We start from the raw sequence: 14,376 nt of genomic DNA, 5'->3' as shown, positions 1-14,376 counted from the left end.
TTCAGTGGGCGAGGGAGGCGGCGGCGACCTCGGCGTGCCCGCCGTCCGTCGCGACTGCGTGGGCGTCGGCCCGGGCGGTGGCGAGGTGAGGCAGCCAGCGCTGATGCACGGGCGCGACGGGCTGCCGCAGGAGTTCGATACGCGGCGGCACCCGGTCCGTACGGCCCGCGGGCGGTCGGCCGCTGCCCGCCCTCCAGGACGGTGCCCAGGGCGCGGCCGGGCCGCGGTAGCCCTGGGCGGCGGCCGCGTGCAGCGTCCACAGCGGGTCGTGCAGCTGGGCCCGGCCCACCCCGCACAGGTCGGCGCGGCCGGCCAGGATGATCGAGTTCACGTCGTCGTACGTCGAGATGGCGCCGACGGCGATGGTCGGCACCCCCGTGGCGTTACGGATCAGGTCGGCGTACGGAGTCTGGTAACTGCGCCCGAAGCGGGGCCGCTCGTGGGGGACGACCTCGCCCGTGGAGACGTCGATGGCGTCGGCGCCCGCCTCGGCGAGGGCACGGGCGATGCCCACCGCGTCCGCCTCGCTCAGACCGCCCTCCGCCCAGTCGGCCGCGGAGATCCGCACCAGCAGCGCCTTGCCCGCGGGCCATGACTCCCGTACGGCAGAGAGCACTTCCAGCGGGAAGCGCAGCCGCCTGGCCGGCCCGCCGCCGTACTCGTCGGTGCGCCGATTGGTCAGCGGGGAGAGGAAGCCGGACATCAGGTGCCCGTGCCCGTACTGGAGTTCCAGCGCGTCGAAGCCCGCCCGGTCGGCCCGCTGGGCCGCGCGCACGAAGTCCCGTAGGACCAGATCCATGTCGCCGCGCGTCGCCTCGCGCGGCACCGGGCCCTGCTCGTCCCAGGGCAGCGGGGAGGCGGCGAGGAGCGGCCCGGTAGCAGCCCGGCGCCCCGCGTGGGTGAGCTGGATGCCGAGGCACGTGTCGCTCTGCCCGTGCACGAAGCCGGTGATGCGCCGCCAGGCGGCCTCCTGCTCGTCGTTCCAGAGGCCGGGGCAGCCCGGGCCGGGGCGGGCGTCGGCACTGACGGCGGTCATCCCGGCGACGACCAGACCGGCCCCACCGAGAGCCTGGGTGCTCAGGTGGACGAGGTCGAAGTCGCCCGGGACGCCGTCACGGGCCGTGGCGAGCGCGGTGGGCGGGACGACCACGCGGTTGCGCAGGTGCAGCCCGCCGACGCGGAAGGGCCGGAACATCGGCGGTACGGGTGCGGTGGTGTTGACGGCGTTGGTGAAGGCCTCGTCACGGACGCGCAGGTTGTCGTACGTGACGCGGCGGCTGCGCGTCAGCAGGTTGAAGGCGAACTGGTGCGGGTCCTGACCGGTGTACCGGTCGATGTTCTCGAACCATTCGAGGCTGGCCTGCGCGGCCCGTTGCGTGGACTCCACGACCGGCCGGCGCTCGTCCTCGTACGCCGCGAGCGCGCCCTGGATGTCCGCCGGGTGCTCGTGCAGGCAGGCCGCGAGAGCGAGGGCGTCCTCCATGGCGAGCTTGGTGCCGGAGCCGATGGAGAAATGGGCCGTGTGGGCGGCGTCGCCGAGCAGCACCACGTTCCCGTGCCGCCAGGTGCGGTTGCGTACCGTCGTGAAGCGGAGCCACTTGGAGTTGTTGGGCAGGAGGCGGTGACCGTCCAGGTGCCCGGCGAGGATCTCCTCGCAGCGCCTGATGCTCTCCTCGTCGCTGGCGCCCGGCGGGTACGCGCGGCCGGCGGACTCCGCGAAACCGGCGCGCCGCCAGGTGTCCTCGTCCAGCTCGACGATGAAGGTGGAGCGCTCGTCGTCGTACGGGTACGCGTGCACCTGGAGCGTGCCGAACTCCCGCTCCTCCACGATGAACGTGAAGGCCTCGAAGACCTTGTCGGTGCCCAGCCACATATAGCGGCCGGAGCGCTCGTCGAGATCCGGGCCGAACGTGTCCGCACAGGCGGCACGGGTGGCCGAGCGTACGCCGTCGCACGCCACCACCAGGTCGTACTCGGCGGACAGCTGTTCCGCGGCCGGTGCCTGGGTGCGGTAGCGGACGTCCACGGCGAGGTCGGCGCAGCGGTCCTGGAGGATCCGCAGCAGGCTCCTGCGGCCCAGCGCGGCGAAGCCGTGGCCGCCGGAAGTGAGGGTCTGCCCCCGGTAGCGGACGTCGATGTCGCTCCAGCGGGCGAACTCCGCCGACATCGCGGAATGGACGACCGGATCGGCGGTGGCGATGCCGTCCAGGGTCTCGTCGGAGAAGACGACCCCGAAGCCGAACGTGTCGTCGGGGGCGTTGCGCTCCCAGACGGTGACCTCCCAGTCCGGGGAGAGCTGCTTGGCCAGGGCCGCGAAGTACAGGCCGCCGGGCCCTCCTCCGATGACTGCTACGCGCACGGGGTACCTCCTGTGGTTCCGGTGATGAGCTCGGGGGCCTGCGGGCCCGCCATGGTGAGGACCTCGCGTACCTCCGCGGGCCAGGGGGTGGTTCCGGTGGCCCGGGCCGCGGAGTGGGCGATGACCATGCGGCCGGTCGCGGCCTCCGCACCCTCCTCGCCGAGAACGGTGAAGGCGTAGTGCAGGGAGCTCGTGCCGACCTTGGTGACGCGCAGCTCGGTGCGGACCGCCTCGCCGAACCAGAGCCGGGCGCGGTAGTCGGCCTCGAAGTGGACGCGGGGCGTACTGCCGAAGAGGTGCGACAGGCCCAGCCGGCGCAGCAGTACGGCCTCGGCAGCCTCGACCCAGCGCACGACGGTGGAGTGGTGGTAGTGGCCGGCGGCGTCCGTGTCGGGCCACTCCACGCGGCGCTCGACCGTGACGCTGGGAAGGCGTGGGACCAGCGATCCGGCGGCCCCGGCGGCACAACTGCCCCCGTCCACGTCGGCTGTTGTATGGGACGCGTGGACTTCGGCGGCTTCTGTACGGGTCGTGTCGTCGGGGCCGGCCGGTACTGCGCGGGTGTCCTCGGCGCGGGCCTCGGCCCTCGCGCGCCGGCGCAGCTCACCGCGCTGGAGCTTGCCGTTGGCCGTCCTCGGGAGATCTGCGACGAACTCGACGGCCCTGGGGTACTTGTACGGCGCGATGGCCTGCTTGACGTGAGCCTGGAGCTCCCGGGTGGTGTCCTCGGCCGCCGGCGTGCCGTCGCGCAGAACGACGTACGCCTTGACGATCATGCCGCGCCGCACGTCGGGGGCGCCGACGACCCCGCAGTCCTCGACGTACGGATGGGCGGCGAGGGCCTTCTCGACCTCCGGCCCCGCGATGTTGTACCCGGAGGAGACGATCATGTCGTCGCTGCGGGCCACGTACCAGAAGTACCCGTCGGCGTCCCGTATGTAGGTGTCGCCGGTGATGTTCCAGCCGTTTCTGACGTACGTGGTCTGCCGCGGGTCGGAGAGATAGCGGCAGCCCGTCGGGCCCGTCACGGCGAGCAGTCCCGGCTGCCCGTCCGGTACCGGATCGCCCTGCTCGTCGACCACGGCGGCGCGGTATCCGGGGACGGGCCGGCCCGTGGAGCCGGGACGGATGTCCTCGTCGGCGGCGGAGATGAAGACGTGCAGCATCTCGGTGGCACCGATGCCGTCGATGATGCGCAGGCCGGTGGAGGCGTGGAAATCCTCCCAGACGGTGGCGGGCAGGGGTTCGCCGGCCGACACGCAGCGACGGAGACCGGACAGCTTGCCGGTCACGCCGGCGGCCATGATCGCCCGGTAGGCGGTGGGCGCGGTGAACAGCACGGTCACACCGTGTGCGGCGACCAGCTCGGCCAGCTCCTCTGGGGCGGCCTGCTCGATCAACAGGGTCGCGGCGCCCACATGCAGCGGGAAGACCACGAGCCCGCCGAGGCCGAACGTGAAGGCGAGCGGCGGTGTGCCGGTGAAGACGTCGTCCGGGCCGGGCTTGAGGACGTGCCGCGAGAACGTGTCGGCGTTGGCGAGGACGTCCCGGTGGAAGTGGAGGGTCGCCTTGGGACGTCCCGTCGTGCCCGAGGTGAAGGCGATCAGCGCCACGTCGTCGGCGGCCGTCTCGACGGCGGTGAACCGGCCTTCCTTCGTGGCACAGAGAGCGGTCAGATCAGCCGCGCCGGGGCCGCCGTAGGGGATGACGGGCAGACGGCCCGGCGGGCCGGGGCTTCCCGGTGGGCCCGGCGGGTCAGCCGCGTCGAGTTCCGCGACGTAGCGGTGGTCGCACAGAGCGACCGTGGGACGGCTGATCTCGCACAGTTCGGCGAGTTCGGCCGAACGCAGCAGCGGCATCGTCGTGACGGCCACACCGCCAGCCTTGAGGACACCGAACCACGCGGCGACGAGCCAGGGGTTGTTGGGGCCGCGCAGCAGAACGCGGTTGCCGGGCCGGAGCCCGTGGTCCTCGGTGAGCACCTGGGCGACCTGATCGGCGCGCCGCTGGAGCTCGCCATAGGTCCAGCGCTCGGTCGGGGTCAGCAGACAGGGTCGGTCGGGGCCCCAGCGCTCGACCGCGTCGTCGAGCAGGCGGCGGGCGCAGTTGAGCCGGTCGGGATAGTCCAACTCCGGTAGATCAAAGTGGAGTTCGGGCCAGAGAGAGAAGTCGGGAAGCCGGTCGCGGCAGAAGGAATCGGCGTGCGCCGAAGGGGAGAGCTCCATGGGGCGGCACCTCAATCAGGGAGCAGCGGGAGATGGGGCAAGTATCTCGATAATTTGGCGGCCGTCAACTTTCCGCGATATCTCTGAGCTCCGCGGCGACGCCCGAGCGGCTCAGGCGAGAGGGACCCGCACCCGCACGCACTTGCCCAACTCCTGTGTCAGGACGGCGAGTTCGCCGCCCAGTTCGGCGGCCATCAGCTGGATCAGGAGTAGGCCCCGCCCGCCCTCGGCGTCCGGGTCGACCTCGGCGGCGGGCTCGGGCAGGCGGGGCAGGGCGGCCGCGCAGTCGGTGACCTGCAGGCACAGCCACCCCTCGCCGCGGGAGACGGCGACGCGCATCCGACCGGTCGCGGCGGCGGCGTGCTGGACGACGTTGCCGACGAGCTCGCTGACGGCCAGCAGGAGGGCGTCCGCGACATCGGCGGCGATCCGCCACCCCTCGAGCAGGCTGCGGACGCGCGAGCGGACCAGGGGAACGGTCGCGGCGGTGGGCTCGGGCACCCAGTGAACGAAGATCCGCGTGGGCGTGGAGGTGGCCTGGGTGCGGTCCGGGGCGGCTCCGGGGGAGTCGGCGAGGGTGTGGCCCGGGGTGCGGGGCGCGGCGTGGGCCGGGGTGGGGGCCGGGCGGTGGCCAGTGGCCGGGACGCGGGGTGCGGGATGAGCGGTGGCGGCGAGCATGACGTGCTCCCAGAGGGGGATGCGCAACGCGACCGCCTGGTCACTCGTGTAACTAACTTGAGAGTTGGAAAGCCGTTGGGCTTGTCGTCAGCGGAAACGCGTCGCTAGAGTTTTGATAACACGTGTAACACGTTACGTCTCCCCGGGTGTCAGGCGCAAGCATTTCGGACAAAGCGTGCCGAACCCCGGGGCCGGCAGAAGGGCCGCAATGACGCAATCCCACCCGGCCGAGCTCGACCTGGCCGACATGACCTGGCCGCCCCCGCCCTACCAGCCCCCGGTGCCGCCCGTGACGGACGAGCACGGGGTGCGCCGCTTCCACGGAGTCACGTATGCCACCACGCCCGGCTACCGCCCGCGGCTCCTCGACGTTCAAGTCCCGGCAGGCGAAGGGCCGTTCCCGGCGGTCGTCTGGATCCACGGCGGCGGATGGCTGGACGGCGACCGCCGCTATCCGCCGCCGACCGTGCCGGTCACTCTGCTGCACGGATCGGTCCTGGCCGCCGGGCTCGCCCTCGTCTCCATCGACTACCGGCACAGCCTCGAAGCCCCCTTCCCCGCCCAGCTGCACGACGTGAAGGCGGCGATCCGTTACGTCCGCCGGTTCGCCGACGACCTCGGCATCGACCCGGACCGGATCGCCGTCTGGGGCGAGTCGGCGGGCGGCCATCTGGCTGCCCTCGCCGGCCTCGTCGGCCCGGACAGCGCCGACGCCGAGGCGCTGGAGGGTACGCACGGTGTGGGCGCCGGGGACACCGGTGTCCGGGCGGTCGTCGACTGGTACGGGGTCTCCGACCTCGCCGCCCTGGCCGGTCACCCTCTCCCGGGGATGCCCCCCGGCGGCGATTTCCCCGACCCGTACGACGCCCTGCTCGGGGGAACCGAGACGGAACGCCCGGCGCTGGCGCGGACCGCGAGCCCGGTCACGTACGCGGCGGATGCGACCCCGCCGCCCTTCCTGTTGATCCACGGCACGCGGGACGGCCTGGTCCCCTATAGCCAGAGCGAGGCACTCGCCGAGGCCCTCACGGGGGCCGGCGGCGATGTGACCCTCCGACCCGTCGAGGGCGCCGACCACATCTTCCTCGGCTCCACGGACATCGCAGGGATCGTCGCGGAGAGCGTCGCGTTCCTCGCCCGGCATCTGGACGCGAAGGTCTGAGTCCGCTGGGCGGCCGGGCTCGGGGGCCGGAAGGCTCCCGAGCCGGTGCGCCACCGTCTGCCCGCGCTTCCCCCTGTTCCGACTTCTTCCCTTTCACCCTTCGTCCGCTGCCGTCGGCAGTCCGCCCGTCGAATCGGGCCCGTCCCGCAGATCCTGCGGATACGCCGACCCCCCAAGGGCCGCGGCCATCCCCGCGGTCGCGAGAGGTACTCATGTCGACCCATCCGGTCATCCCTTCCCCGCACTCCGAGAGACCGCCTCTCGCCCAGAGGCCGTCCAGCACGGGCACGCCGCCCGAGGCGGGGTCGGCGCGCCGGCCCGGTGTCCTCGTGGCGGGGCTCCTGCTGCTCGGCGTCGCCACGTTGCCCGCCTTCGCCGTCCGGCCCGACCCGGCCGACCCGCCGTTCCAGGACCTGGACGACCAGTGGCTGGCCTGGATGGGCGGCCCGCACGACGGGCCGTACGCCGTCCTCGCCGCGGCCCTGAACTGGTTCGGCGGCCCGCTGGGTGTCGTCGTACCGCTCGCCCTGCTGTTCTTCCTGCTCCTCCGCGGGCGCTGGGTCTCCGTCGGCTTCCTGCTCGGCGTCTACCTCGCCGGCAATCTGCTCGTCCTCCAGGGGCTCAAGCACCTGGTGGACCGGCCACGACCGGAGAATCCGCTGGTCCGGGTCGACCACGGCTCGTTCCCGTCCGGCCACGTGGCCGGGGCGGCGCTGCTCGTCGTACTCGTCGGGGTGCTGCTGGTCCCGGCCGCCCGGCGGCGGGCATGGTGGCTCGGCGGCGTGGTGTTCACGCTGGCCATGATGTGGAGCCGTACGTGGCTACACGCGCACTGGCTCACCGACACGGCTGCCGGTGCGGCCGCCGGTGCGGGCGCGGGCCTGCTGGCGTGGTGGCTCTGTGCTCCGGCGCTCGCCCGGGAAGCCGCTCGCGGCCGCCGGGGGGCGGCCGCGACGGCCCCGGACGCCGCCCCGGCGGTCCCGTAGCCGCCGCCTACTCAGGCGCGCTTCGGTCGCACGAGATCCGACCGACCGCGCGCGGCCCGGACCCACCGCGCGCGCTCCGATCCCACTGCGCGCGGTCCGACCCCACCACGCGCGTCCGACCTCACCGCGCGGTCCGGCCGACCGCGCGCACGTCGACGGCGCCCGGGCCCGCGCAGGGCCAGGGCGCCGTCATGGCTCGTGGCTCGTACCACCGTCGTGGGTCGTAACGCCCTCGTGGCTCGTACCGCCTGCGGGATGCGGCGGCTCAGGACGTCTGGCGGTGGACGAGTACGGCCTTTATGGCCGGGAGGGGTGCGGTCGAACCGGTCTCGATCAGCTCGTGCAGGGCGTCCGCGATCTGCGCCGGCGAGGCCAGATCCAGACGGACGGTGGTGAGCGCGGGCTGCTGGAGTCCGGAGAGGACGAGGTCGTCGGAGCCGACGATGGCCACCTCGTCCGGTACGGCGATCCCCTCGGCCTGGAGCGCGTGCAGGAGCAGCGCGGCGTACTCGTCGTTGTAGGCGAAGACGGAGTCGAGGTCCAGGCTCGCCCAGCGCCGGGCGAGCGCGGTCGCCGACTCGCGGGTGTAGGCGAGCTCCACCGGGGTGACGGTGGCCATGTGCCGGGCGGCCACCGATTCCGCTCCCGCGAGGCGCGGCTCGGCGAGCGCGCCGAGTCCGCGCTCCTGGGGGATGACGACACCGATCCGGGTCCGGCCGCGAGCGATCAGGTGCTCGGCGGCCGCGGCGCCGATGTGGGCGTGGTCGAAGCCGATGGTGTGGACGCCGGACACGGGGTGGGACGCGAAGGCCAGGATGCCGCGCACCCCGGCGCGGCGCAGCAGGTCGGCGGCCTGCCGGGTGAGTCGGTCGCCGTCGAGGGCGACGACCGCCGCAGGGCGCAGCTCGGCCCAGGCCCGGGCCGCGTCGACGGGGTCGCTGAAGCGACCCGCGTGGAGGACGGCCGTGTAGCCATGGCGGTCGAGTTCGCTGTGCAGGTCGTCGACCCAGTCGCTGACGAGCCGGCCGATCGCGGAGATCGACGCGGGCATCAGGACGAGATTGCTGCGTCCCGCACGCAGGGACCGGGCGGCGGCGTGCGGGACGTATCCGAGCCGGTCGGCCGCGTCGAGGACGCGGGCGCGCGTGGTCTCGCTGACGCGGTGGCCCGGAGTGTCGTTCAGTACGAAGGAGACGGTGGCACGTGACACGCCGGCGAGGCGTGCCACATCGGCGCTCGTGATCGAGGCGGGGACGGGGGTTTCTTCTGCCATGACGTCCCGTGACGCTCCTTGCGAGGGTTCGGTCTGCGGTTGTGCCTGCCTTTCCCTGTCGAGGTTACACGAGTTAGATCACGAGTGAGGTGGGCCGCGCGTGACATTCGCGCGGCCCACCTGTCACGACTCCGGGTCCTACGCGCCTGTCCCGTACAGGCGGCGCGAGTCACCGGCGAGGTCCCCTACGGCGGTCACCACCGAGTCGAAGCGCATCGTGGTCCGGCTCTCACGGTCGTACGGGTCCCATGCCGGCATCTCCGGATGGTTGGGGTCGCCCGTGCGGGCGAAGGCGATCCACGCCCGGTGCATGGTCCGCGCCAGGCCGTCGCGGACCGCTGGGTCGAGCCCGGCCACGAACGGCGCGTGTGCCCACTGGTCGAAGTTGGCGAAGACGAAGGGGAGTTCGAGGCAGTGGGCGGCACCGAGACGGCCGTCGTGCGCCGGGGTGGGGAGATCGAACTGGTAGGCCCAGACGGGCCGCCCCGACTCCGCCCTGGCCTCGGCAAGTCGTACGGCGGGTACGCGGAAGAGTTCGTCCGTGATCAGGTCCATCAGTACATCGGCCGGGCGCGCGCCGGGCCGGGCCCGCTCGTACGCCGCGTAGACCCCGGGCGCGGCGTCGGCCCCGAAGGTCTCGGCGATCCGGGCGGTCACCTGCTCCCGGTCGGCGGCGGCGTACCCGGGGTCCAGGGCGAAGCCGAAGTTGGCCTCCTCGCGGGTCCAGCCGATCATCACGTCGACGCCGGTCGCGGCTCCGTGCAGCAGGGCCTCCACCGGATGGCGTGTCAGGGTGACGCCGTCGATGACGGGCAGGAACGGGGTCGGCCAGTAGCCCCAGCGCGTCGTGCGGGCGAAGAGCCCGCCGGTCGCGCCCATCAGCGCTGGCCAGGGCAGCTCGCGCAGCTCCGCGACGGTCTTCACGCCGGCCAGTTCCAGAAACGCGGTGGTGCGGTCCGCGGACGCGTCCGGCCCGGGGAGATCGAGCCCGAAGGGCGGGCTCTGCAGGATCACGCGCCTGATCAGCCCCTCGGCCTCGGGGAGCCCGGCGAGAGCGGCTGTGGACAGGGCGCCGCCCGACTGACCGGCGACGGTGATGTTCTCCGGGTCGCCGCCGAAGGAGGCGATGTGCGCCGAGATCCAGCGGAGGGCGGCCAGCTGGTCGCTGAGCCAGGGATTGCCGGCGCCTTCGGGGTTGCCCTCCTCGGGTCCGGTGTACAGATAACCCAGCGGCCCGATGCGGTAGTTGACGCTCACCATCACGAGATCGCCGTCCCGGGCGAAGGTCTCGCCGGAGTAGTTCGGCAGCGATCCCGAACCCGAGACGAAGCCGCCTCCGTGGATCCATACGAGCACCGGGCGGCGGGCCTCGTCGGCCGCCGGGGTCCAGATGTTGAGGGTGAGACAGTCCTCGTCGAAGGGCGGCGATCCATGGCCGCCGAGGACCGGGTCCCCACCCTCCATGCATGGCTGCGGGGCGCTGGGACCGTCGGAGGTCGCGTCCCGGGTCCCGCTCCAGCCCGGGTGTGGCCGAGCCGGACGCCAGCGCAGGCCGTCGACCGGGGGAGCGGCGTAGGGCACGGCGCGGAACACGGCGACCCCGCCTTCGAGTGCGCCGCGCAGGCGCCCCGCGGGGAGATCGACCGACGTGGGATCCGGGCCTGGGATGAGAGCCATGAGCCAATCCTTCCTGGGCCGCGCGCCGGGCACAGCGCCAACCCTTCGAGAGTATTGCGAGAAACTTGCGACCGTCAATTGTTCGCTATATCGCGAGGGTCCGGCCTCTCACAGCCAGAGGCTGTTGCTCGCCGTCCGCTCCGCTTCCGTTTTCAGGAGGGGCGCGAAGGCCCGCCACGGCACCAGGCAGGTCCCGGCTCCGGCCAGCGCGCCGGCCAGGGTGTCGCTGAGCCACTGAGCGTGCAGCCAGGTGCGGCTCCACATCATGGCGACGACGTACGCGGCGCCGAACAGCCACCACCAGCGTCGCGCACGCGGCGGGAACAGCACGATCGCTGCCGCGAGCATCAGCGTCACGGCGCTGAAGACCTGGCCGGAGGGGAACGAGCCGTCGTTGACGAGGACCCAGGGGTGGGGCGGGCGCGGGCGGTCGACCAGGTGCTTGAGCGGCAGCACCACGAAGACGCTGGAGAGCACGGCCGCCGCGCAGACGTACAGCGCCGAGCGCCAGCGGCCGTAGATGCAGAGGCAGCCGCCCAGGATGAGCGGAATGATCACCCCGATCGGGCCGCCGAGCCGGTCGAGGACGGTGGCGAATCCGGTGGCCGCGTCGGCGCGCGAGCCGTCCATGGCGGCCGCCCAGCGGTCGTCGAGCCCCTGGAGGAACGGCCGGTCGCCGACCCGGATCAGCAGTCCGATCAGCAGCGACAGTGCGAGCAGTGCGATTCCGGCGGCGAGCGCGTGGCGCGGTGGAGCCGACGGGAGGTGGTGGGCGGGGAGGGTGCGCGGGGCGCGGGGGAGGGGGGCGTCGGAGGGACGCGACATGGCGGGCCTTTCACGGTCTTTCACCCCGAGCGGTGGGGCACGCGGGAAGGCGGTCACGGGGATGTGCGGTGAGGGGCGCACCCGAGGGGTGCGCGAAAGCCGGTGAGCGGGAGGGGGAGGGGGAGGGGTGGCAGCGGGGAAGGGGCTGCCGCGCTCGCCGGGCTGTGCGGCCGGAGGGTCGTACGGCCGGGGGTGTACGCCGCACGGGCCGTACGGGTCGGCCTGGGCTGCCGGAGGTGTGCCGGAGCAGTGCCTGAGCCGTGGGGGTCCTCGCGGTGGGCACGGAGTATTGCGGATGTCTGACCCCCGCCACAAGAGCACGAGGGTTCCGAGACACGATCGCCCTGGTCAGCGCCGCTGATGGGTGGTTACACGTGCTCGACGTGCGAATCTCTCCTCGGTCACGATCTGCGCAACGACCCCGCACAAGCTCTAGCCGAGTCCGGAAATGGGTGCTACACAGTCTCCAAGCGCTGCGGGTAACACGTGTAACAACATCATGTCGGCCGCAGCCGTCAGCGGCGGCTTCCGGTGACACCGCCGCCCCCGCGCGACCGCTCACGCGGCGTCTCCCTCACCCGGCCCCACCGCCACCCGCGTACCCGGAACCGGTGCGTAACCCCCGCCAGCACCGCGCCTCACCCGGTTCCGCACACCTCCATCTCCCCGCTCCGTCCTCCCAGGAGTCGTCATGGCCACGAACGAGCTCACCGATCCGATCGACCCGCCCGCCGCCGGCACCGGTACCACCGCCGCCACCGCCTCGGAACCGGAAGCTCCGCGCCAGCGCGGGCTCATGCTCCTGCTGCTGGTCGCCAACTCCGCCATGATGGCGGTCTACATGGGAGTCGGCTCCGTTCTCCTGCCCACCCAGGTCGCCGCGATCGCACCCGACGACAAGGTCGCCGTCCTGGGCCTGATCGGGGGCATCAGCGCCATCTTCGCGACGGCCTTCAACCCCATCGCGGGCGCCCTCTCCGACCGCAGCGGCCGCCGCAACCCCTGGATCCTCGGCGGCGCGATCGGCGCGCTGATCGCGCTGGCCTTCCTCGGCAGCGTCTCCACCGCGCTGCTCGTCGGCATCGGCTGGTGCCTGGTCCAGGCGACGATGAACACGTACCAGGCGGCGGTCACCGCGATCGTGCCCGACCGGGTCCCCGCCGCCCGTCGCGGCACGGCATCGGCGCTGGTGGGCCTCGGCATGCCGATCGGCGGAACCGCCGGCGTCCTCGTCGCCTCGCAGACCGCGACCCAGCTGCGTACCGGATACCTGATCTTCGGCGCGATCGTCGCCGTCGCCGCACTGCTCCTCTCCGTCTTCTGCCGCGACACTCCCCGCACCGAGCCCGTGGCGAAGGCCCCGAAGGGGTCCCAACTCGCGGCGTTCCTCTCCGCTCTGGCGAACCACGACTTCCGCTGGGCCTTCATCGGCCGCGCCCTGATGGTCCTGGGCTACTTCTCCGTCGTCGGCTACCAGCTGTACATCCTGGGCGACCACATCGCGCTGCCCGCCGGGCTGAACCCGCCCGCGGCGATGGCGATCCTCACGCCGGTGTCGATGGTCGCGGTGGCACTGTCGACCGTCGTGGGCGGGCTGCTGTCCGACCGCTGGAACCGCCGAAAGGTGTTCGTCGGGGTGTCGGCCGCGCTGGCCGGGCTGGTCATGGTGGTGCCCGTCGTCAGCCCCACCTGGACCGGCATGCTCGTGTTCAGCGCCCTCAACGGCCTCGCCTTCGGCTGCTTCATGGCCGTCGACACCGCGCTCGTCACCCTGGTCCTGCCCCGGGCGGAGGACGCGGCCCGTGACATGGGCGTCCTCAACATCGCGAACGCCGGGCCGCAGATCATCGCCCCGTTCGTCGCCTCCGCCATCGTCACCGGCCTGGGCGGGTACACCCCCCTCTTCCTGGCCGGCGGTGCCCTGTCGCTGATCGGCGCGCTCGCCATCCTCCCGATCCGCGGCGTGCGCTGATCCCGGCCGGTCCGTGCCGGCCGCTTCCCATGCCTGCTGCTGCCCGAGTCGGGCCCCAGCCCGCGGGGACGCATCCCGCGCCGACGCGGTCCGGCCGCCCTTGCCCCGGCGGGCGCATGCCGAGGGTCACGTGCCCGCCGGTTCAGCACCACCACCCTCGCCCCACCAGCCCCACCAGCCCCACCAGCCGAACCAGTTACGCCAGTTACGCCACCCTCGCCTCGCCCCACCGGCACCCTGCCTTCCCTCTATCAAGGAGCCCTCTGTGAGTCGCAAGCGAGTTCTGCCGCCGGCCCTGCTGATCCTGTGCACGGCGGCCCTCGCCGGTACCGCACCCGCCGTCGCCGTCGCATCCGCCGTCGCCTCGCCGCAGACCGCCCCGGCGTCCGCGCGGCCCGCGGCCCCGCTGCGGATCCTGCTCACCAACGACGACGGCTACAACGCGCCTGGCATCCGCAAGGCGTTCGAGCGGCTCACAGCCGCCGGGCACGACGTCACCATCGTCGCCCCGCTCACCAATCAGAGCGGTGCGGGCACGAAGATGTCGAACGCGCCCACGATCACGGTGAAGCACCCCGAGCCGAAGGTGTGGGCCGTCGACGGAACCCCCGGCGACTCGGTGGCCTTCGGTCTCTCCGAGGTGTTCGAGGGCGACGCCCCCGACCTGGTGGTGTCCGGTACCAACTTCGGGCCGAACGTCGCCGGGCTCGCCACCCACTCCGGTACGGTCGGCGGCGCCGTCGCCGCGCTGGGGTCGGGCGTACCCGCCATCGCACTGAGCACGGGCGGCCTCTCCGTGCCCGATCCGGTCACCACCGTCAACGCGATGGATCCGACGCTCGACTTCGCCGTCAAGCTCATCGACCGGCTGCGTGTACGGGCGAAGTCGGGGCCGCTGCTGCCCAAGGGCGTCGGCCTGAACGTCAACCACCCCGTCATCGGCGCCGACGGCAAGGGCACCGCCGCCGGGATGTCCACGACCTTCCAGGATCCGCAGACGCTCCTCGAACCGGACTTCACCGACTCCGGCGACGGCACCTGGAAGGTCGAGGTGACGGTGGACCTGCGCTCGCCGGCGATGGGCGGTGACCTGGAGGCCGTCAGTGCCGGCCGGATCGCCGTCAGTCCGATCAACGCCAACTGGAACACCGGCCCCGCCGACCACGCCACCACCTCGGCCCTGATCGCAGGCCTGCGCCCCTGACCACCGCTCCACCAC

The 14,376-nt window shown here is 72.7% G+C and carries 10 protein-coding genes and 1 pseudogene; 4 read left to right on the top strand and 7 right to left on the bottom strand.

Features of this window, described 5'->3' with window-relative positions; genetic code table 11:
• Position 1 precedes the first annotated feature (1 nt).
• The 4 genes and pseudogenes from ACFY8U_RS00660 to ACFY8U_RS00645 all read right to left on the bottom strand — a co-directional run bounded on the left by ACFY8U_RS00660 (position 2) and on the right by ACFY8U_RS00645 (position 5,289).
• Positions 2-2,359 (bottom strand): FAD-dependent monooxygenase, encoded by a 2,358-nt coding sequence (locus ACFY8U_RS00660; RefSeq protein ID WP_389563804.1) that lies wholly within the window; start codon positions 2,357-2,359, stop codon positions 2-4.
• Entirely contained in the window at positions 2,350-2,961 is a 612-nt protein-coding gene (locus ACFY8U_RS00655) for an acyl-CoA thioesterase (protein ID WP_389566066.1), read from the bottom strand. Before ACFY8U_RS00655 ends, ACFY8U_RS00660 begins: the two co-directional genes overlap by 10 nt.
• A pseudogene (locus ACFY8U_RS00650) lies at positions 2,947-4,584 on the bottom strand (AMP-binding protein); the annotation flags it as partial. The pseudogene ACFY8U_RS00650 and the gene ACFY8U_RS00655, both read right to left, overlap by 15 nt.
• Before the next feature lie 111 nt (positions 4,585-4,695).
• Positions 4,696-5,289, bottom strand: a complete 594-nt coding sequence (locus tag ACFY8U_RS00645; protein WP_389563802.1) for an ATP-binding protein — start codon at positions 5,287-5,289, stop codon at positions 4,696-4,698.
• Between the two features lie 181 nt (positions 5,290-5,470).
• Here ACFY8U_RS00645 and ACFY8U_RS00640 point away from each other — a divergent pair, with 181 nt between their 5' ends.
• Together ACFY8U_RS00640 and ACFY8U_RS00635 are read left to right on the top strand one after the other, a co-directional pair.
• On the top strand, positions 5,471-6,424 hold the full coding sequence (locus tag ACFY8U_RS00640) for an alpha/beta hydrolase fold domain-containing protein (protein ID WP_389563799.1): 954 nt from the start codon (positions 5,471-5,473) through the stop codon (positions 6,422-6,424).
• Positions 6,425-6,636: 212 nt separating this feature from the next.
• Positions 6,637-7,410: a phosphatase PAP2 family protein gene (locus tag ACFY8U_RS00635; protein ID WP_389563796.1), complete on the top strand. Its 774-nt coding sequence runs from the start codon at positions 6,637-6,639 to the stop codon at positions 7,408-7,410.
• Between the two features lie 265 nt (positions 7,411-7,675).
• Here the strand turns inward: ACFY8U_RS00635 and ACFY8U_RS00630 are convergent, their stop codons facing one another.
• From ACFY8U_RS00630 to ACFY8U_RS00620, 3 genes are all read right to left on the bottom strand, one after another.
• Positions 7,676-8,683, bottom strand: a complete 1,008-nt coding sequence (locus tag ACFY8U_RS00630) for a LacI family DNA-binding transcriptional regulator (RefSeq protein WP_389563794.1) — start codon at positions 8,681-8,683, stop codon at positions 7,676-7,678.
• 138 nt (positions 8,684-8,821) lie between these two features.
• Complete coding sequence (locus ACFY8U_RS00625; RefSeq protein WP_389563791.1) at positions 8,822-10,360, bottom strand: carboxylesterase/lipase family protein; 1,539 nt, start codon at positions 10,358-10,360, stop codon at positions 8,822-8,824.
• Between the two features lie 108 nt (positions 10,361-10,468).
• Positions 10,469-11,185: a phosphatase PAP2 family protein gene (locus tag ACFY8U_RS00620; protein ID WP_389563788.1), complete on the bottom strand. Its 717-nt coding sequence runs from the start codon at positions 11,183-11,185 to the stop codon at positions 10,469-10,471.
• 691 nt (positions 11,186-11,876) lie between these two features.
• Here ACFY8U_RS00620 and ACFY8U_RS00615 point away from each other — a divergent pair.
• A complete protein-coding gene (locus tag ACFY8U_RS00615) occupies positions 11,877-13,157 on the top strand; it encodes an MFS transporter (RefSeq protein WP_389563784.1) in 1,281 nt (426 codons plus the stop codon).
• A 265-nt stretch (positions 13,158-13,422) separates the two neighbouring features.
• Positions 13,423-14,361 carry a 5'/3'-nucleotidase SurE gene (gene surE, locus ACFY8U_RS00610; protein WP_389563781.1) on the top strand — a complete coding sequence of 313 codons (939 nt, stop codon included), beginning with the start codon at positions 13,423-13,425 and terminating at the stop codon, positions 14,359-14,361.
• Positions 14,362-14,376 lie beyond the last annotated feature (15 nt).

The sequence above is a fragment of the Streptomyces sp. NPDC012508 genome, from assembly GCF_042902595.1.
Taxonomy (GTDB): Bacteria; Actinomycetota; Actinomycetes; order Streptomycetales; family Streptomycetaceae; genus Streptomyces.
Note: the sequence above shows the minus strand (reverse complement) of the source record. Positions and strands in the feature narration are given on the sequence as shown.